We start from the raw sequence: 19,515 nt of genomic DNA, 5'->3' as shown, positions 1-19,515 counted from the left end.
CATGCGCGCCGCCCTCTGGCTTTTGGCCCTGTTTGGTGTGGCTGTGGCCGTGGCCCTGTTCGCAGGGAACAACCAGGCTGTGGTCACCATCTTCTGGCCGCCTCACCGGGTCGATATTTCCTTCAACCTGATGGTGATGCTGCTGGCGGCGCTGTTCCTGGTGTTGTACCTGGCCCTGCGCGCCGTGTCGGCCGTGTTTTCCCTGCCGGCGGAAGCCAGCCGCTGGCGCGCCCAGCAAAAGGAGCGCGCCATGTACGGCGCGCTCATGGACGCGCTGGCGCACCTGCTGGCGGGGCGTTACATCCGTTCCACCAAATCCGCCCAAAATGCGCTGGCCCAGGCAAAGAGCCTGAACCTTCTGACTGACGAGTCCGGCCATGTGACAGGCCACAGCTCCAGCCGCGGAAAACAGCTGCGTTCGCTGGCCCATCTCCTGGTGGCCGAGGCCGCGCAAGCGCTCCAGAACAAGAGCTTGCGCGACCAGCACCTGCAATTGGCGTTGAAGAGCTCACGCCATGCGCAGGAAGTGCGTGAGGGCGTGCAGTTTCGCGCGGCGCGCTGGGCCCTGGACGACCGTGATGCCGGTGCGGCGCTCGACTGGCTGGCCCAGCTGCCGCAAGGCGCCTCACGCCGCACGCTGGCCCTGCGCATGAAGCTGCGCGCCTCGCGGCACGCACGGCAGACATCGCAGGCGCTGGAGACCGCGCGCCTGCTGGCCAAGCACCGTGCGTTTTCGCAGGCTGCAGCACAAAGCATCGTGCGCGGCCTGGCGCTGGAACTGCTCAACGATGCGCACGACCCCGTACAGCTACAGCAGGCCTGGCTCTCCCTTGATGAAAGCGAGCGCGCCATGCCCGAGCTGGTCGTGCACGCCGCATCGCGCCTGATGGCGCTCCACGGCGACCCGGAACTGGCGCGGTCCTGGCTGCTGCAGGTCTGGGACCACATGATGCAGCCGCGCTCGGACATCGGCGACAACCTGCGCATCAAATTGATCACCGTGCTCGAAGCAGGTCTGGATACGATTGATGCCACCTGGCTGGCCCGCATCGAGACGGCGCAACTGAGCCGTCCACGCGATGCCAACCTGCAGTATCTGGCCGGCATGGCCTGCCTGAGCCGTCAGCTTTGGGGCAAGTCCCGCCAGCTGCTGTCGCAGGCCGCACCGGCGCTTCAGGACGTGACGCTTCACCGCAACGCCTGGCGCGCACTGGCCTTGCTGGCTGAACAGCGTGAGGACGAGGCGGGCGCTGCGCAAGCTTATAAACGGGCGGCGCAAATTTAAACGGCCTCATCGCAGGCCTTCCGCGGCCCCTGGCCTGCAACGGCCATTGACCAGTTCGGACGCCCGGACTGTCGATCGACAGCGTCTCGCAAGCTCTCCGTGTCCTTCACACTCGCACCACTGCGCACCACTGCGCACGACCGCGCATGACGGGGTATCCGGCGCGTTGCGGGACTCTGGTCGCCGTGTTCACCCTTGCGCTTATGTTCGTGCATCCGTACGTTGGCTGTGTCCGGCCAAAGAAAAAGGCCCGCATGCGGGCCTTTTCAGGGTGCCGCTTATGCGGCAGAGGTCGGGGTTTACTGCCCGGCCGATTGCTCGAAAGGCAGCTTCATGGCACCCAGGTCGCGTTTGGTCTCGACCAGCACCAGCGGACCTTCGTCGGCGACCACCAAGGGTGGACGCTCACGCGGTACGTGGGCCGGTTTGACTTCGGCGGCGATGGCGGCTTTGGCTTCGGCGATCTTGGCGGCGTCGGAGTTGATCCACTGCAGGCCTGAAGACTGGGCGACCTGAACCAGATCCTGCAACGGCAAGTCGTAAGACTGGATTTTCGGCAGGCTGGTGGCTACCGGCGCAGCAGCTGGCTTTGGTACGGAAGCTGGTACTGCAACCGGTGCGGCAGCGGCCACAGGTGCTACAGGTGCCACGTAGGCGGGGGCAGGCGCTGCAATGGGAGCGGCAGCCACTACATCTGCTGCAAATTCAGGAGCTGCTGGCGCACGCAGTTCCTGGGCTTGTGGCTGGTTTGGCTCTGAAAACTCGCCCTGGACGCCAGGTACGGCGGTTTCTGCGGGTTGCTCATTGCGTTCACCGTTTTCACCACGCTCGCGGCGGTCCCGGCCATAGCGGTCACGGCTGCGGCGTTCGCGTGGCTGGCGCTGTTCGTCGCCCTGGCCGTTCTGTGCCGGTGCGATGACATTGCCGGCTTCGTCCAGCACCGGGGCTGCTGCAGTGGCTTCAGTATTGAAACCGGCTGTTGCGCCTTCAGCGGCAGCGTTCTGGCCTTCTGCGGCGCCTTCAGGACGGTCGCCACGGCGGTCATTGCGACGGCCGTTGCGGTCGCCGCGGTCACGGCGGCCTTCACCGCGCTCTCCGCGTTCGCCACGCGGCTCACGATTGCCTTGTGGACGTTCGCCGTCTTGCGGCGCGCGTTCCTGGCGAGGCTCACCGGCTTCACCGCCCATGGCGGCTGCCATCGCGGCCTGGTTGGCCAATGCGAGGTCCTGCTCTGCCGGGTCGCGCTGAATGCGCTCGCCGCCGCGTTCACCGCCACGCTCGCCACGTTCACCGCGCTCGCGGCGGCCCCGGCCTTCGCGGCCTGGGTTTTCGCTGCGGGGCTGGCCGTCGCTGGCGTTTTCGGTGCGGCCTTCGGCGCGCGGTTCACCGGCTGGACGTTCCTGGCGGCCGGCTTCATTGCGGCCTTCGGGGTTGCGTTCACGGCGCTCGCCGCCACGGCCTTCATTGCGGCCTTCGCCACGACTCTGGCCTTGGCCCTCTGGGCGTGGTTCGCGACCTTCGCCGCGACCTTCGCCGCGACCTTCACCGCCACGTCCTTCGCCGCGGCTACGGCCACCACGGCGGCCGTCACGGCCTCCGCGTTCGCCGCCACGGTCTGAACGTTCACCGCGATCACCGCCACGGCCTTCCCGCCGGCCTTCGCCGCGTTCGTCTTTTTTCACTTCCCGGGCAACAGGTGCCGGGGCCGGCGCTTCCGCGCCGCCGAACAGGCTCTTGATCCAGCCGAAAAAGCCTTTTTCTGCGGGCGCGGCTGCAGCCGCAGGTGCAGTGCGGGGCTGGGGCTTGTGGGCCACGGCCGGTGCGGGTTCCGGCTTGGGTGGGGCTACAGGGGCCGGTGCATCGGGCAGCACACCTTTGATGACGGGCTCCTGCTTGTTGTGCTTTTCCTGGCTGCGGCGAGTGACCGTGGTCGGGTCTTCCATCTCGTCGGCCATCTTGTAGCTGGCCTGGATGTTGTCGAGGCGCGGGTCGTCATGTTTCAGGCGCTCGAGCTTGTAGTTCGGTGTTTCCAGGGTCTTGTTGGGCACCAGCAGCACGTTGATGCGCTGCTTCATTTCGATCTTGGCGATTTCCGAACGCTTTTCGTTCAGCAGGAAAGAGGCGACGTCGACCGGGACCTGGCACAGCACTGAAGCCGTGCTGTCCTTGAGGGACTCTTCCTGGATGATGCGCAGGATCTGCAGTGCCGAGCTCTCGGTGTCGCGGATGTGGCCTGAGCCGCCGCAACGTGGGCAGGGGATGGATGCGCCTTCGGACAGGGCAGGGCGCAGGCGCTGGCGGCTCATTTCCATGAGGCCGAACTTGCTGATGGTGCCGAACTGTACGCGGGCGCGGTCCTGGCGCAGCGCATCGCGCAGGCGGTTTTCGACGTCGCGGCGGTTGCGCGACTCTTCCATGTCGATAAAGTCGATGACGATCAAGCCGCCCAGGTCGCGCAAACGCATCTGGCGCGCGACTTCGTCGGCGGCTTCGAGATTGGTACGGGTGGCGGTTTCTTCGATGTCGCCGCCCTTGATGGCGCGGGCCGAGTTGACGTCGACCGAGACCAGGGCCTCGGTGTGGTCAATGACGATGGCGCCGCCGGACGGCAGCTGCACGGTGCGGGCGTAAGCCGACTCGATCTGGTGCTCGATCTGGAAGCGGCTGAACAGCGGCGCGTCGTCGCGGTAGCGTTTGACGCGGTGTTCGTGCTCAGGCATGACATGCGCCATGAACTGGCGCGCCTGTTCGTAGACGTCGTCGGTATCGAACAGGATATCGCCGATGTCGCTGTTGAAATAGTCGCGAATCGCGCGGATCACGAGGCTGGATTCCTGGTAAATCAGGAATGCGCCCTTGCCGCCCTTGCCGGCGCCGTCAATCGCGGTCCAGAGCTTGAGCAGGTAGTTCAGGTCCCACTGCAATTCAGGCGCGCTGCGGCCGATGCCGGCGGTGCGCGCAATGATGGACATCCCGTTGGGATATTCCAGCTGGTCCATGTTTTCTTTGAGCTCGGCCCGGTCTTCACCTTCGATACGGCGGCTCACGCCACCGCCGCGCGGGTTGTTCGGCATCAGGACCACATAACGGCCTGCCAGCGAGACGAAGGTGGTGAGGGCTGCGCCCTTGTTGCCGCGTTCTTCCTTTTCGACCTGGACCAGCAGTTCCTGGCCTTCACGGATCACATCGTTGATGCGTGCCTGGTTGACGGGCACGCCCTGGGCAAAGTATTGCTTGGAGATTTCCTTGAACGGCAGGAAGCCGTGGCGGTCTTCGCCATAGTCGACGAAGCAGGCTTCCAGCGACGGCTCGACGCGCGTGACGACGGCCTTATAGATGTTGCCCTTGCGCTGTTCGCGCCCTTCAATTTCAATTTCGTAGTCGAGGAGTTTTTGTCCATCGACGATCGCCAGGCGGCGTTCTTCAGCCTGTGTGGCGTTTACCAGCATCCGTTTCATGGGTAGCCTTCCTTATCGTTCTTCGTTTTGATGTCATGTCAAACATCAATCACATGCCCAAAATGGGCTAACGACGCCGGAGGGACGCAGTGCGAACGGAAGGAATTGCCGGAGAGCTTTTGACGGCGCGCGGCCGACCGAAATGAATCGGTCAGCGACGTGGTCTGGGCGTAGGCGCGTGGATGGAGCGAGCAGGGGTCAAACGGGTGGGTGCTACAAAAAGAGTAGCTGCTTGCGCCCACTGTACAAGGGCTGGCGGCTGATTTATGCCAAAAGCGGGGCCCACGAATATCGTGAGGCGCCGCAGGCATATGTAAATCAGACTGACCAGTGTTGTCATCAGAGGGCTACCGTTAAGGACTTGATCTCGACTGGATCCGCATGCAGCCTGTTGTTCATGACTTGGGCTGCACACATGGTATTCCGTGGTTGTGTTCGCAAAACGTCGACTCGTCTACCGTGCAAAGACGCTCGCCGCGAGGTGCCTGGCACTCGTCGCTTGCGGGCAATTGCCGGCGTGGGCATCGACCTTCCAGCAAGGCTGCTTGTCTGCCTTTTCAGGGCTGGGGACTTGCGTGGACTAAACTCCAGACAAATCAACCACTTACAGCGCATCGCTAGTGAAACACATTATAGGGTCAGCAAAGGGCTTGGCAAGAAAACCCGGGAAAACACCCGTGTGGCCACCCGCGACCGTGGCCGCGTCCACCCCGGCACCATCCATTCCCCCAGCGGCGGCCCCCGCCACGCCGCAAGCCACACTGGTGACGGTGGATGAAGACTACGCCGGTCAACGGCTGGACAATTTCCTGATCCGCCAGCTCAAGGGCGTGCCCAAAACCCATGTTTACCGCATCATCCGCAGCGGTGAAGTGAGGGTTAACAAAGGCCGCGCGCAGGCTGAGACGCGTGTGGAGGCCGGTGACATCGTCCGCCTGCCGCCAGTCCGCACTTCGGAGCGTGCCGGGCAAAAGGCCGAGGCCATGGCCCAGGAAATTGCCCGGTATGGCGCCAGTTCCACCACCGGCGGCTACGCACCTTCCCGTGAATTCCCCATATTGTTTGAAGACGATTTCGTGCTCGCCATCGACAAACCGGCGGGTGTGGCCGTGCATGGCGGCAGCGGGGTGAGTTTTGGCGTGATCGAACAGCTGCGCATGGCGCGGCCGGAGGCCGACTTCCTTGAACTGGTGCACCGGCTGGACCGCGAAACCAGCGGGATCTTGCTGATCGCGAAGCGGCGCATGGCGCTCAAGCTGCTGCAGGAGCAGTTCAGGGAACGCGAAACCGACAAGGTCTACCTGGCCCTGGTCGGCGGCGACTGGCCGGCCAACCACCGTGTGATCGACAAGGCGCTGCACAAATACCTGTTACCTGACGGCGAGCGGCGCGTGAAGGTGGTCCCTAACGAACACCCCGACGGCATGCGTTCGGTGACGCTGGTCAAGGTGAAATCGACTTTCCCCGCGAGCCCCCTGGCCCCGGCGACACCGTTCACTTTGCTGGAAGTCACCATCAAGACCGGCCGTACGCACCAGATCCGCGTCCATCTGTCGAATGAGGGACACCCGATTGCCGGTGACGACAAATACGGCGACTTTGAATTGAACCGGGCGCTGCAGCGGTCCGCCCCGGGCACGGCATCGCTCAAACGCATGTTTCTTCACGCCTGGAGCCTCAAATTCAACCATCCCAAGCTGCGCAAGGTTGTGCACCTGCAGGCGCCTTTGCCGCCTGAGTTGCAGCAGTTTTTGCCGGCGCAGGTTTCCACATGATTCACGACGCTCCTGAAGCGTTTGATTTCAAGAGCCCGGCCAAGCCAATCCGGGGGAAGCTCCGCGGCCTGGCCGGAACAGTGTTGATGTTTGTCTTTGCCGGTCCCGCCCTGTACGGTGTGGCGTATTACCTGGTGGCTGGTGAGCTTGGGCGCGGCGAATTCCGGTGGAGCGAAGTGCCCTCGGTCATCTTTTGGCCGCTTCTGACGGAGTTCATGTTCTGGATGTCGTGGGGGTATGTTGAAACCATGCTTTTGTTTCCGCTTCCCACCCTTTTGGCCGCCACGTTTTTTTGGCTGCTGAACGAGCGGGTGATACCTTCCTTGAACGCCATGCCTGCATTTCGTTTTGTTGTTTCCCGATCAGCAATCTGCCTGGTGGTTTGTGTGGGCGCGTTTGTGGCCTTGAATCCAGGGACAATGACGCAGGGATGGGATGCTCTGTATTTTTACAATCCCCGCACCCGGCATCCCTTCGACGACACGGGGCGGGGGTTTCTTGAAAACTATGGGCCACTGTTCCACTTGACGGTACTCAGCCTGGCAAGCGTCTTGTTAGGCGCAGTTCACGGGCTCTCGTCGTGGTGGCTGGGTAAAAGCCGGCCCAACTGATATCTGCATTTCAACGCTTGTCCCTGTGCGCGTATGGACGGGCCTTCCCTAAGACAATATCGCCATGCAAACCCGAAATTTCGACCTGATTGCCTTCGACTGGGACGGCACGCTGTTTGACTCCACCAGGATCATCGTGCGCTGCATCCAGGCCGCGGTGCGCGACGTGGGCGGTACAGTGCCCACCGACAAAGAGGCCGGTTATGTGATCGGCCTGGGGCTCATGCAGGCACTGGCCCACGCCGCGCCTGATGTGCCGCCTGAAAAATATCCCCAACTTGGCGAGCGTTACCGCCACCACTATGCCGCCCACTATGACGACCTGAGCCTGTTTGACGGCGTGCTACCGCTGCTGGACGAGCTGAAGGCACGCGGCCACCTGCTCGCCGTGGCCACCGGCAAGTCGCGCCGTGGCCTCGACGAAGTGCTGCGTACGGTGGAACTCAAGGGTGTGTTTGACGGATCACGCACCGCCGATGAGACAGCCGGAAAACCCGACCCGCTGATGCTGCACGAGCTGATGGCCGAGTTCGGCGTTGAGCCTGAACGCGTGTTGATGGTAGGGGACACCACCCATGATCTGCAAATGGCGGTCAATGCCGACTGCGCCGGTGTGGGGGTGAGTTACGGCGCGCATGAGCCGGAGACATTTGGAGTCCTGGCACCGCGCCATGTGGCGCATTCGGTGCGGGAATTGCACGACTGGCTTCTGGTCAACGGCTAGATTGGCTTCAGACGGTTTTGGCGGTAAAAGTCCATGGATGAACGGCAAGCGTTATGCAATACCCACGATCTGCTGGAAGGCGGACTGGCTGTGCCTTTTGATGTGGTGTTCGCAGGGCAGACTTGCCGCGCCTTTGCCGTCCGTTTCGAAGGCGTCGTCCATGCCTACCTTAATCGCTGCACCCATGTCGCGATGGAACTGGACTGGCAACCGAACCGGGTGTTCGACGCCGAGGGACGGTGGCTTCTGTGCGCCAGCCATGGCGCGGCCTACCGGCCTGACACCGGCCAATGTGCCGGCGGCCCATGCCAGGGTGGACTGGTCAAAATTCAACTTTCGGAAGCAGCGGGAGTTGTTTACTGGCATTCTGCTTACAACCTCAAACCGCTACAGTTCTAATACCTCTCTAAACTAGTGCCCATGAACGATCCCCATCGCCCCGACCCTCCCATGGACTCTGATTCGCTGCGCGAATCGGATTTCCGGCCTAACCAGCCTGACTCCCTGCCGCCGCATTCGGCCTCAAAAAAATCTGCAGCAGACCCGACAGTCGCCCCAGGCTGGGAGCGTGCCACGCTGGAAAAACTGGCTTTTGCATCGTTGAACGAGCAAAAGGCCACGCGCCGCTGGAAGACTTTTGTGCGCCTGGCCTGGCTGGCATTTTTTGTGGCGCTGGTGTGGATGGCGCTGCACCGCGGCACGCCCGCCAGCGATGCCACCGTGCCCCACACGGCTGTGGTGGAAATCAAGGGAGAGATCGCCGCCGGGGCTGATGCCAGTGCCGAGTTCGTCAATGCGGCGCTGCGTGCCGCCTTTGAAGACGACGGCGCCAAAGCCGTCGTCCTGCTCATCAACTCCCCCGGCGGCAGCCCCGTGCAGGCCGGCATGATGAATGACGAAATCCTGCGCCTGAAAGCCAAGCACCAGAAACCGGTTTATGCCGTGGTCGAAGAGACTTGCGCATCTGCTGCTTATTACATCGCCGTGTCCGCCGACAAGATTTATGTCGACAAGGCCAGTATTGTGGGAAGCATAGGCGTGCTGATGGACGGCTTTGGATTCACCGGCCTGATGGACAAGCTGGGGGTGGAGCGCCGGCTGTTGACGGCAGGCGAAAACAAAGGCTTCCTGGATCCGTTCAGCCCGCAAAGCGAAAAGCAGAAGGTCTTTGCGCAGGCGATGCTGGACCAGATTCACCAGCAGTTCATCACAGTGGTCAAAGCCGGTCGCGGCAAACGCCTGAAGGAAACCCCGGAGATGTTCAGCGGCTTGTTCTGGAGCGGGCAACAGGCGGTTGAGCTGGGCTTGGCCGACCAGCTCGGCAACCTGGAGTATGTGGCGCGCGACGTGGTCAAGACCGAAGAGATCATTGACTACACACGCCGCGACAATGTGGCCGAGCGCCTGGCCAAAAAATTTGGTGCGGCAATGGGTGAGGGCGCGATGAAGGCCTTCAAGGCGATGCCGGCACTGCGTTAAGACGATCCCATGCGAGCCAGGTCCCCGGCTCTGAAAAAAGCCCGCTCATGCGGGCTTTTTGTTTAACGGCCGATGCAAAACACGGTTGGTAAATCGAGCGGGGCCTGGGGCTTGTCGCGTTTCCAGCCGCTGACCTGCGCGCTGCGCGACCAGCCTGCGGTCATTGTCAGGCCGCAGCTCAACGCCAGCCGGGTGTTTCCTTGTAGCGTCTGCAACAGCGATTGAAACAAGGCGGCATTGCGGTAGGGCGTTTCGATAAAGAGCTGGGCCTGCCCGGATTTCAGGGCCAGTGATTCAAGTTCACGTATGCGCTGTACCCGCTCGGCGGGTGTTTGGGGCAAGTAACCTGCGAACGCAAAATTCTGTCCGTTGAGGCCGCTTGCAGCCAGCGCCAGCATCAGCGACATCGGGCCCGTCAGCGGTACAACTTCCAGCCCGAGGTCATGCGCAGCACGCACCACGGAAGATCCCGGGTCGGCAATCGCGGGCATGCCCGCCTCGCTGACCAGACCCATGTTGCAGCCCTCCATGGCCGCCCTCAGCAAGGGGCGTGCGTCGAAATTGCCAGTGTGGTCACCCTTTTTGTGGACCTCACGTGGCAGCTCCTGAATTTGTTGCGATTGCAGCGGCGCACTCAGGGGCTGCAGCGCGTCAATCCTTTTGAGATAGGCGCGCGTGCTTTTGGCGTTCTCGCAAATCCACCGGGTCAGCTGTGACGCAATCCGCAGCGTTTGCAGCGGCATGACGTCCTGAAGCGGCGCCTGGACGTCGCAGCCAAAGTCCAGCGGCGCGGGTACCAGGTAGAGCTTGCCCTTGATGACGGCGTTCACGGCCGGCTCCCGCTGTTCGAGACGCCTGACAGGAGCTTGACGCCAGCCGCCTGAATCATCCGGCAGGTGCGGATCAGCGGGAGGCCGACTAATGCCGTCGGGTCATCGCTGTCAATGGATTCGAGCAGCGCAATGCCGAGGCCTTCGCTTTTGGCGCTGCCTGCGCAGTCGTAAGGCTGCTCGATGCGCAGGTAGTTTTCGATTTCATCATCCGTCAATTCGCGGAATTTCACCTTCACCGCCGCCAGGCTTTGCGCCTGGTACCCGTTCTCCAGGCACACCACGGCTACGGCCGTTTGGAAAATAACGGTCTGTCCCCTCATCTGGCGCAATTGGGCGACCGCTTTTTCGTGGGTGCCGGGTTTCCCGAGCGGCAGGCCGTGGAGGTCGGCGACCTGGTCGGAACCGATGATGACTGCCTCGGGGCATGCTGCAGCAACTGCTCGGGCTTTGGCCAGGGCCAGCCGTTCGGCAAGTGCGGCAGGAGGCTCACCGTCACGGGGCGTCTCGTCCACATCGGGAGCCATCACCTCAAAGGGAACTTGAAGCCTCTGCAGTAGTTCACGGCGATAGCGGGAGGTTGATCCTAATATCAATGAGCGGTTGTGCCCGGCGTTTCCGGAAATGAGGGGGAGGTCGGGGACAGGATTCATGCCTTGATTCTCTTACACTGCATCCATGTCCAGATCCCTTCAGCCCAACCGGCTCAACATAAAAGCCTTCGCCCAGGACGGCGCGGCACTTGCCGAAACTACTCCGCTACAAAATATGGAGCGCCTGGCGCAGGAAACGCAAGGCCTGCAGCCCGATTCGGTGGTGAAATGGCAGGCGACAGGAGAGTTGCGCCCGCGTCCGGGTGCCGAGGACGATGTGTGGCTGCATCTGACGGCTGAGGCTATCGTTCCGCTGACTTGCCAGCGCTGCATGGGTACCGTGGCGACGCCGGTCGAAGTGAATCAGTGGTACCGCTTTGTGGCCAGCGAAGAAGTTGCCATGGCGGAGGACGATCAGTCTGAAGAGGATTTGCTGGTCATGGAGGCCCAATTCGACTTGCTCGCGGTGCTGGAAGACGAGTTACTGATGGCTTTGCCACTCGTGCCCATGCATGAGAAATGCCCGGTTGCCCCCAAGCTTCAGGCCGGTGACCTTGGAGAACCCGAAGCCGGAGAGGCGTCCAGCGAGAAGCCCAATCCTTTTGCGGTGCTGGCGCAGCTTAAAAACAAAAAGTAGTTAATTTGTACTATTTCTGTGGTGAAAAAGCTGAGCCAGCGCGGGACATTTGGACGCCTGACGGGGGCAATATGAAAAACGCCTCGCATCAAGCTATAATCAAAGGCTTCGCGTACCAATGCGGTGAATACGGTGACATGGCGCCCAGGCTGCCACGGCCCGATATTCAGGTCCAGCTGTCTGAACTCGGAATTTGGTGCGTAATTTACCAACCTTACACCCCATCAGGAGCGGATCATGGCCGTCCAGCAGAACAAAAAGTCACCTTCCAAGCGCGGTATGCACCGTTCGCACAACGCACTCACCGTGCCAGGCATTGCCGTGGAATCCACCACCGGCGAAACCCACCTGCGCCACCACATCAGCCCCACCGGTTTCTACCGTGGCCGCAAGGTGCTGAAAACCAAATCCGAAGCGTAATTCCACGCTTTGAGCATGGGCCCGCACTCATCCTGCGGGCCTTTCTTTTGCCTGAATTCCACCTCTTGACTGCACCGGTCGCCCCATGATCAGGATCGCTGTCGATGCCATGGGCGGCGATATCGGCCCCGCCGTGACGATCCCGGCCAGCCTGGCTTTCCTGGATGGCCACTCGGACGCCGCTGTAGTCCTGGTCGGCCAGCCCGAAGCGCTGGCGGCGCACCCCCTGCACGCCCGGCTCCTGGCCCATCCACGTTGCCAGATGGTCCCGGCCAGCGAGATCGTTACCATGGACGATCCCATCGAAATCGCCCTGCGGCGCAAAAAGAATTCCTCAATGCGGGTCGCGATGAACCAGGTCAAGGACGGCGCGGCCCAAGCGGCTGTGTCGGCCGGCAATACCGGCGCCTTGATGGCGATTGCCCGCTATGTCCTCAAAACCCTGGAAGGCATAGACCGCCCGGCAATCGCCACCCAATTGCCCAATGCCCTGGGCGGTGCCACGACGGTGCTGGATCTTGGCGCCAATGTCGACTGCACCGAAGACCACTTGCTGCAGTTTGCCGTAATGGGCTCTGCCCTGGTAGCCGCCATCACCACCAACGCCGCGCCCAGCGTCGGGCTGCTCAATATCGGTGAGGAAGCGATAAAAGGCAGTGAAATGATCAAAAAAGCCGGAGAATTGCTGCGATCGGCTTCTAATTCCGGCGATTTGAATTTTTATGGAAATGTCGAAGGCAACGATATTTTCAAGGGAACGACGGATATCGTCGTCTGTGATGGCTTCGTAGGAAATGTGGCGCTCAAGGCCAGTGAGGGCTTGGCCAGCATGATTGGCGGTTTTATGAAGGCTGAGTTCTCTCGCAATATTTTCACGAAAATTTCCGCCATCATTGCCTATCCGGTGCTAAATGCATTTAAAAATCGGGTTGATCACAGGCGTTACAACGGTGCGGCGCTGCTGGGCCTGCAAGGTCTGGTCTTCAAGAGCCATGGCTCGGCCGATGCCTTCGCGTTCGAGAGGGCGCTAAATCGGGCTTATGATGCGGCTCGGAACAATTTGCTTGAGAGAGTTCGCGAACGTATTGCCCATGCGGCCCCTCTGTTGGTGGCGGCGCAGGCGGCACCTTCCCCTAATGCGCCTACCGAGGCTTTCTCAATGCCAGTTGACTCAGCAGTTTCAACACCGGCCACTCATTAATGACCCGTTACTCACGCATCACCGGCACCGGTAGTTATTTACCGCCGCGCCGACTGACCAACGCCGAACTGGCCGCCGACCTAGCCACCCGAGGCGTGGAAACTTCCGACGAATGGATTGTGGAGCGTACCGGCATCCGGGCCCGCCACTTCGCCGCGCCCGACGTGACCAGCAGCGACCTGGGCGTGGAAGCAGCCAAAAACGCCCTGCAGGCCGCAGGCCTGCAGGCATCCGACATCGATCTCATCATCGTGGCGACGTCGACGCCCGACATGGTGTTTCCGTCCGCCGCCTGCATTTTGCAGAACAAGCTCGGCATCGCCGGTTGCGCGGCTTTTGACGTGCAGGCAGTGTGCAGCGGCTTCGTCTATGCCCTAACCGTGGCCGACGCCATGATTCGTACCGGTTCGGCCAGCAAAGCGCTGGTGATCGGGGCAGAAGTGTTCTCGCGCATCCTGGACTTTTCGGACCGCACCACCTGCGTGCTGTTCGGTGACGGCGCCGGCGCCGTGGTGCTCGAAGCATCCGAGACACCCGGCATTCTCGCCAGCGACTTGCATGCCGACGGCAAGCACGTAGGCATTCTCTGCGTGCCCGGCAATGTTGCGGGCGGCCAGATTCTCGGCGACCCCCTGCTCAAGATGGACGGCCAGGCCGTGTTCAAGCTGGCCGTGGGCGTGCTCGAAAGCGCGGCTCGCGCCACGCTGGCCAAGGCCAACATGACCGACGCCGACATCGACTGGCTGATTCCGCACCAGGCCAATATCCGCATCATGCAGAGCACGGCCAAAAAACTGAAGATGCCGCTCGAGAAGCTGGTGGTCACCGTCGACCAGCACGGCAATACCTCCGCAGCCTCCATCCCGCTTGCTCTGGATGTGGCTGTGCGCAGCGGCAAGATCCAAAAAGGCGACACCCTCATGCTCGAAGGCGTGGGCGGTGGCTTTACCTGGGGTGCGGTGCTTCTTAACTACTGAGCGGCTCCCACCCATCCGCCAGGCTTTCACAGACAGGTGGGCAATTGAATTTCAAACTATCCGGTGTATCGGAGCGCTTCGCAGCAGCCTTGCTGGTGCTGGCCTTCGCCCTGGCCGGATGGAAAATTCTGCAGCGACCGCCGGCTTCACCGTTCGTGGCTGCTCCAGCGATCAAGCCTCTATTACGCACAGCCCCGCCCGCGCAGCAACGCTCGCCGGACAGCCGCTTCCGTTTTGACGCGCAGTTTGTTTCATCGTCCCCCGGCCAGGCCGTGCATGCGGCGTCCCTCGTGGAGCTGCGCGATGGCCGCTTGCGGGCGGTCTGGTTCTCGGGCTCGCGTGAAGGTGCCGGGGACGTCACCATCCAGAGCGCTGTTACGGACGCCACCGGTTTGCGCTGGGGGGCGGAAAGCACCTTGTTTGACCGCCAGACTCTCCAGCAAGGCCTTTGGCGCTACGTCAAGAAGCTGGGCAACCCGGTGATCGCTCGCGCGCCCGACGGCTCGCTGACGCTGTGGATGGTCAATGTTTCGCTGGGGGGATGGGCGGGCAGTTCCATCACCTGGGCACGCTCCACCGACGAGGGCGTAACCTGGAGCGCACCGCGCCGCCTGGTGACTTCGCCTTTCCTGAACATCAGCACACTGGTCAAAGGCGCTCCGGTCAGTTTCGGGAACGGTGAAACCGGCTTGCCGGTGTACCACGAGTTCGTCACCAAATTCGGCGAAGTCCTGCGTATCAATGCGCAGGGGCAGGTCGTCGACAAAATCCGCATTCCTGGCAGCCGCACCGGCCTGCAGCCGGTTGTACTGGTTTCAGGGCCGGAAAAGGCCCAGGTTTATATGCGCTCGGGCAATGCCAGGGCACTGATGACTTCAGGCACCACCGATGCCGGCAAGACCTGGTCGACCACTCATGCCAGCCTCTGGCCCAACCCTGACTCCGCTTTGGCCGGCGCCGTGACGAACACCGGCACGCAATGGCTGGCCCTGAACCCGGCGCCCCGGGACCGCGAAATCCTGGCTCTACTGCAAACGGGGGCAGGCGGTTCGTTTGACGGCGTGGCGCCATGGGTGGTGGAGTCGTCCGCCAATCTCCGGGCTCGTACGTCCCTCGCTGACTACGAGCGACTGCTGACGCAGGAACTCAAGGCCCGCGGCACCCGTGACGATGAAGCCCGGGACTATGTGGCCAGCGCCCGACGCCAGCTGTGCGGCGGCCAGAGCTGCTCCCAGGAGTTTTCCTACCCCTATCTGCTGCAAAGCCGCGACGGCTACCTGCACCTGGTCTATACCTGGCACCGCACGCGCATCAAGCATGTGCGGTTGGACCCTTTGCAAACTCTTGAGGCCGCACAAGCGGCGCCCGGCCATGTTTCCCCCGGCAAATGATCTGATCGCCTTGCTCGGCATCAACCTGGTGCTCAGCGCCGGTTGCCTGCGCCTGCTGAGCTGGCGACGCGGCGTCACGCCGTGGGCAAAAGTTTTTACTGCCGCAGTGTTTGTACTGCTGTGGTGCCCGGTCGGCCCCGCCCGTTTGCCGCTCGTGGCTTATGTGCGCGGCATCAGTTCGGACCTGAGCATTTCCCTGGTGGCCGTCGCTTGCCTGGGCATGTACCAGCGCCTGCGCGGCTTCCCGTTAGTGGCGCAGCGCGAGCGCGTGTCAGTGAACCTGGCCTTCGCGGCCGGCGCCTTGTTCCTGTATCCGTTGGCCCTGGGGTGGGGCGATTGGGATGCCTACCGGGTAGGCTGGGGGTCTTGGGCGCTCTGGGCGACGCTTCTGGTGCTGTCGCTTGCCTGCTGGGCACAAGGGTTTCGGCTGTTGCCCGCATTGGTGGGCCTGGCACTGCTGGCTTGGGTGGCGGGCGCGCTGGAGTCCATCAATTTGTGGGACTACCTTATCGATCCCTGGCTGGCCGTTGCGGCGATCTACCAGTGCATCAAATCGGCGATTGGCTGGGGGCTTGCGCGGCTGGGGGTTGCGCGTCGTGGCGCCATGCCATCTTCAGCCTGACCGGCCGCGTTTTAAAAAGTGGCTGTTCATCTTCTTAAAATGCAGGCGGATGCTTTTCAGCGATCCGAGAATTCGACCCATGGAGTAATCATTTGAAATCGTTTGCTATTGTTTTTCCCGGCCAGGGCTCGCAGTCGGTCGGCATGCTGGACGCCTGGGGCGACCATCCGGTGGTCACACAGACGCTGGCCGAAGCCTCCGAGGCACTCGGCGAGGATATCGGCCGGCTGATCAAGGAAGGCCCCAAGGAGGCGCTGGCGCTGACCACCAACACGCAGCCCGTGATGCTGGTCGCCGGCGTGGCGGCCTACCGCGCCTGGATGGCCGAGACCGGCGCCGCGCCGGCCGCCGTGGCGGGCCACTCGCTGGGCGAATACTCCGCGCTGGTGGCTTCCGGCGTGCTGACACTCGCACAGGCCGCGCCGCTGGTGCGCTTTCGTGCGCAGGCCATGCAGGATGCCGTGCCGGTCGGTGTGGGCGCGATGGCGGCCATCCTCGGCATGGAAGCCTTCAAAGTGATCGAAGGCTGCGCCGAAGCCGCGCGCAGCTTCGGCGCCAATACTTCCGAAGTGGTGGAAGCCGTCAATTTCAACGACCCGATGCAGACCGTTATCGCGGGCAGCAAGGCCGCGGTCGAGAAAGCCTGCGAAGTGCTCAAGGCGAACGGCGCCAAGCGCGCCTTGCCTTTGCCGGTGTCGGCGCCTTTCCATTCCAGCCTGATGAAACCCGCGGCCGAGAAGCTGCGCGAAAAGCTGGCCGCCGTCGATTTCGCGGCGCCGCAAATCCCGGTCATCAACAACATCGAAGTGGCCGTCGAAACCGACGCGGACCGCATCCGCACAGCACTGTATGGTCAGGCTTTCGGCCCGGTGCGCTGGGTGGAGTGCGTGCAGGCCATCAAGGCGCGCGGCCTTACAACGCTGGTCGAGTGCGGGCCGGGCAAAGTACTGGCCGGCATGGCCAAAAGAATCGACCCCGAATTGACCGGCGTCGCCCTGTTTGATCCCGCCTCGCTGGCGGAAGTGAAGGAGTTACTGGCATGAGCGAAGTGAAATTTGAAGGCCAGGTCGCGCTGGTCACGGGAGCGTCGCGCGGAATCGGCGCGGCCATCGCACTCGAGTTGGCCCAGAACGGCCTGAAGGTCATCGGCACGGCGACCAGCGACGAAGGCGCGGCCAGGATCGGCCAGGCCCTCGCGGCTTTCCCGGGTTGCGCCGGCAAAAACCTGAACGTGAACGACGCCACCGCCGCCGAAGCGCTGATCGAGACCATCGTCAAGGAGCACGGCGGCCTGCAGGTGCTGGTCAACAACGCGGGCATCACGCGCGACATGCTCGCGATGCGCCTCAAGGATGACGACTGGGATGCGGTGCTGGACACCAACCTCAAGGCCGTGTTTCGCATGAGCCGCGCGGTCATGCGCACCATGATGAAGCAGCGCTACGGTCGCATCATCAGCATCACCTCGGTGGTTGGCGCCTCGGGCAACGCGGGCCAATCCAATTACGCGGCCGCCAAGGCCGGCGTGGCTGGCATGACGCGCGCGCTGGCGCGTGAACTCGGTTCGCGCAATATCACCGTCAATTGCGTGGCGCCCGGCTTTATCGAGACCGACATGACCGCCGGCCTGCCCGAAGAACAGCAAAAAGCGCTGCTGGGGCAGATTCCGCTAGGCCACCTGGGCAAGCCGCAAGACATTGCGCACGCTGTGGCCTTTGTGGCCAGCCCGCAGGCGGCTTACATCACCGGCCAGGAGATTCACGTCAACGGCGGCATGTATATGTAGGCCTTGGCCGTCAACCCGGGGTTTCATGAAAACCGCGGGTTGACAGTGGTAAAACACAGGAAATCGAAGCCGGTTTTTATCCGTCCGGCGCGGTGCTTAGGGAAACGACTCTAACGCGGTAAAATCACGGATTAATTTACAACCCTCAGAGGGAACTATGAGCGATATCGAAGCACGTGTTAAGAAAATCATTGCCGAACAACTCGGCGTGGAAGAAGGCCAGGTCACCAACGAAAAGGCCTTTGTGGCCGATCTGGGCGCAGACTCCCTTGACACCGTAGAACTGGTTATGGCTCTGGAAGACGAGTTCGGCATCGAGATTCCCGACGAAGACGCCGAGAAGATCACCACCGTCCAGAACGCGATTGACTACGCGAACACCCATCAAAAGGCCTGAGGCCGCAGGTTTTCGCCTGTGACTCTGCCGTCATCAAGCCTGAAAAGCCACAGGGCCTTTTCAGGTTCTTTTCAGGATTTCTGAATGAGCCGTCGTCGTGTCGTCGTGACAGGTCTGGGTTGCGTCAGCCCGGTAGGTAATACCGTGGCCGAGTCCTGGGCCAATCTTCTTGCCGGCAATCCCGGCATTGACCTTGTCACCGGGTTTGATGCCAGCAACCTCGCCTGCAAATTCGCCGGCGAGGTCAAGGATTTCAACATCGCGGATTACATCCCCGAAAAAGAAGCCCGGCACATGGACCGCTTTATCCACCTGGGACTGGCCGCGGCTTTCCAGGCGGTGGCCGATAGCGGCCTGCCGACCGGCGAGGCGTTAAGCGACGAAATGGCCACGCGCATCGGCTGCAATATCGGCTCGGGCATTGGCGGCCTGCCCATGATCGAGCAGATGCATTCGGAATTGGTGAATCGCGGCCCGCGCCGTATCTCACCTTTTTTTGTGCCTGCCTCGATCATCAATATGATTTCCGGGCATGTATCCATTAAATTTGGCTTCAAGGGTCCCAACATCGCGGTCGTCACGGCCTGCACCACCGGCCTTCATGCGATCGGCCTGTCGGCCCGCATGATCGAATACGGTGATTGCGACGTGATGGTCGCGGGTGGCGCGGAGTCCTGCGTGTCTCCGCTGGGCATAGGTGGCTTCGCGGCCGCTCGCGCCCTGTCCACCCGCAATGAAGACCCGAAAACAGCCTCGCGCCCCTGGGATAAAGACCGCGACGGTTTTGTGCTGGGTGAGGGCGGCGGCGTGCTGGTGCTCGAAGAATACGAACATGCCAAGGCGCGCGGCGCCAAGATTTACGCTGAGCTGACCGGCTTCGGCATGAGCGCCGACGCGTACCACATGACCGCGCCCGACGTCGATGGTCCGCGCCGCTCGATGGTGATGGCCCTCAAGAACGCCGGTGTCAACGCCGACGACGTCCAATACCTCAACGCGCATGGCACATCCACGCCGCTGGGTGACCTGAACGAAACCAATGCCATCAAGGCGGCCTTCGGCGGCCACGCCAAGGATTTGGTAGTCAGCTCCACCAAGTCCATGACCGGTCACCTGCTGGGCGGGGCGGGCGGTATCGAATCGGTGTTTACCGTGCTCTCGCTGTATCACCAGAAGATCCCGCCGACCATCAACATCTTCAACCAGGATCCCGAGTGCGACCTCGATTACTGCGCCAATACCGCGCGTGACGCCAAGATTGAAGTTGCCGTCAAAAACAACTTCGGCTTTGGCGGTACCAACGGCACGCTGGTTTTCAAGCGCGCTTGA

19 protein-coding genes are annotated in these 19,515 nt (G+C 62.2%); 16 read left to right on the top strand and 3 right to left on the bottom strand.

Annotated elements, in window-relative coordinates; translation table 11 throughout:
- Position 1 precedes the first annotated feature (1 nt).
- The gene (locus ACQ4MS_RS03800; protein ID WP_431097835.1) at positions 2–1,285 is read left to right on the top strand and encodes a heme biosynthesis HemY N-terminal domain-containing protein; all 1,284 of its coding nucleotides are present in this window, start codon (positions 2–4) and stop codon (positions 1,283–1,285) included.
- A 299-nt stretch (positions 1,286–1,584) separates the two neighbouring features.
- Here ACQ4MS_RS03800 and ACQ4MS_RS03795 read toward each other — a convergent pair whose 3' ends face one another.
- Positions 1,585–4,743: an Rne/Rng family ribonuclease gene (locus ACQ4MS_RS03795; protein WP_431097833.1), complete on the bottom strand. Its 3,159-nt coding sequence runs from the start codon at positions 4,741–4,743 to the stop codon at positions 1,585–1,587.
- 677 nt (positions 4,744–5,420) lie between these two features.
- Here ACQ4MS_RS03795 and ACQ4MS_RS03790 point away from each other — a divergent pair.
- The 5 genes from ACQ4MS_RS03790 (at position 5,421) to ACQ4MS_RS03770 (ending at position 9,332) form a co-directional block, all read left to right on the top strand.
- Positions 5,421–6,518 (top strand): RluA family pseudouridine synthase, encoded by a 1,098-nt coding sequence (locus tag ACQ4MS_RS03790; protein ID WP_431097831.1) that lies wholly within the window; start codon positions 5,421–5,423, stop codon positions 6,516–6,518.
- The gene (locus ACQ4MS_RS03785; protein ID WP_431097830.1) at positions 6,515–7,129 is read left to right on the top strand and encodes a hypothetical protein; all 615 of its coding nucleotides are present in this window, start codon (positions 6,515–6,517) and stop codon (positions 7,127–7,129) included. The genes ACQ4MS_RS03790 and ACQ4MS_RS03785 overlap by 4 nt, the downstream gene beginning before the upstream one ends.
- A 64-nt stretch (positions 7,130–7,193) precedes the next feature.
- Positions 7,194–7,853 carry an HAD family hydrolase gene (locus ACQ4MS_RS03780; RefSeq protein WP_431097829.1) on the top strand — a complete coding sequence of 220 codons (660 nt, stop codon included), beginning with the start codon at positions 7,194–7,196 and terminating at the stop codon, positions 7,851–7,853.
- 33 nt (positions 7,854–7,886) lie between these two features.
- A complete protein-coding gene (locus ACQ4MS_RS03775) occupies positions 7,887–8,252 on the top strand; it encodes a Rieske (2Fe-2S) protein (RefSeq protein WP_431097828.1) in 366 nt (121 codons plus the stop codon).
- Between the two features lie 21 nt (positions 8,253–8,273).
- A complete protein-coding gene (locus ACQ4MS_RS03770) occupies positions 8,274–9,332 on the top strand; it encodes a S49 family peptidase (RefSeq protein WP_431097827.1) in 1,059 nt (352 codons plus the stop codon).
- Between the two features lie 62 nt (positions 9,333–9,394).
- Here the strand turns inward: ACQ4MS_RS03770 and ACQ4MS_RS03765 are convergent, their stop codons facing one another.
- On the bottom strand, positions 9,395–10,162 hold the full coding sequence (locus ACQ4MS_RS03765) for an SAM-dependent methyltransferase (RefSeq protein ID WP_431097825.1): 768 nt from the start codon (positions 10,160–10,162) through the stop codon (positions 9,395–9,397).
- Positions 10,159–10,815 (bottom strand): Maf family nucleotide pyrophosphatase, encoded by a 657-nt coding sequence (locus tag ACQ4MS_RS03760; RefSeq protein ID WP_431097824.1) that lies wholly within the window; start codon positions 10,813–10,815, stop codon positions 10,159–10,161. The genes ACQ4MS_RS03765 and ACQ4MS_RS03760 overlap by 4 nt, the downstream gene beginning before the upstream one ends.
- 25 nt (positions 10,816–10,840) lie before the next feature.
- Between ACQ4MS_RS03760 and ACQ4MS_RS03755 the strand changes: the two genes are divergently transcribed.
- From ACQ4MS_RS03755 to fabF, 10 genes are all read left to right on the top strand, one after another.
- Positions 10,841–11,392: a YceD family protein gene (locus tag ACQ4MS_RS03755; protein WP_431097822.1), complete on the top strand. Its 552-nt coding sequence runs from the start codon at positions 10,841–10,843 to the stop codon at positions 11,390–11,392.
- A gap of 237 nt (positions 11,393–11,629) precedes the next feature.
- Entirely contained in the window at positions 11,630–11,812 is a 183-nt protein-coding gene (gene rpmF, locus ACQ4MS_RS03750; RefSeq protein WP_007873878.1) for a 50S ribosomal protein L32, read from the top strand.
- An 85-nt stretch (positions 11,813–11,897) separates the two neighbouring features.
- Entirely contained in the window at positions 11,898–13,013 is a 1,116-nt protein-coding gene (plsX, locus tag ACQ4MS_RS03745) for a phosphate acyltransferase PlsX (protein ID WP_431097820.1), read from the top strand.
- Complete coding sequence (locus ACQ4MS_RS03740) at positions 13,013–13,990, top strand: beta-ketoacyl-ACP synthase III (protein ID WP_431097819.1); 978 nt, start codon at positions 13,013–13,015, stop codon at positions 13,988–13,990. The genes plsX and ACQ4MS_RS03740 overlap by 1 nt, the downstream gene beginning before the upstream one ends.
- 44 nt (positions 13,991–14,034) lie before the next feature.
- Positions 14,035–15,381 (top strand): sialidase family protein, encoded by a 1,347-nt coding sequence (locus tag ACQ4MS_RS03735; RefSeq protein WP_431097818.1) that lies wholly within the window; start codon positions 14,035–14,037, stop codon positions 15,379–15,381.
- Complete coding sequence (locus ACQ4MS_RS03730) at positions 15,362–16,003, top strand: hypothetical protein (RefSeq protein WP_431097817.1); 642 nt, start codon at positions 15,362–15,364, stop codon at positions 16,001–16,003. Before ACQ4MS_RS03735 ends, ACQ4MS_RS03730 begins: the two co-directional genes overlap by 20 nt.
- 92 nt (positions 16,004–16,095) lie before the next feature.
- Positions 16,096–17,046, top strand: a complete 951-nt coding sequence (fabD, locus tag ACQ4MS_RS03725) for an ACP S-malonyltransferase (protein WP_431097816.1) — start codon at positions 16,096–16,098, stop codon at positions 17,044–17,046.
- On the top strand, positions 17,043–17,789 hold the full coding sequence (gene fabG / locus ACQ4MS_RS03720; RefSeq protein WP_431097814.1) for a 3-oxoacyl-ACP reductase FabG: 747 nt from the start codon (positions 17,043–17,045) through the stop codon (positions 17,787–17,789). Before fabD ends, fabG begins: the two co-directional genes overlap by 4 nt.
- A gap of 157 nt (positions 17,790–17,946) precedes the next feature.
- Positions 17,947–18,186 (top strand): acyl carrier protein, encoded by a 240-nt coding sequence (gene acpP, locus ACQ4MS_RS03715; RefSeq protein ID WP_007873885.1) that lies wholly within the window; start codon positions 17,947–17,949, stop codon positions 18,184–18,186.
- Between the two features lie 84 nt (positions 18,187–18,270).
- Positions 18,271–19,515, top strand: a complete 1,245-nt coding sequence (fabF, locus tag ACQ4MS_RS03710) for a beta-ketoacyl-ACP synthase II (protein WP_431097812.1) — start codon at positions 18,271–18,273, stop codon at positions 19,513–19,515.

Source organism: Polaromonas aquatica, from assembly GCF_050626995.1.
Classification (GTDB): domain Bacteria; phylum Pseudomonadota; class Gammaproteobacteria; order Burkholderiales; family Burkholderiaceae_C; genus Polaromonas; species Polaromonas aquatica_A.
This window is presented reverse-complemented; position numbering and strand designations above follow the sequence as displayed.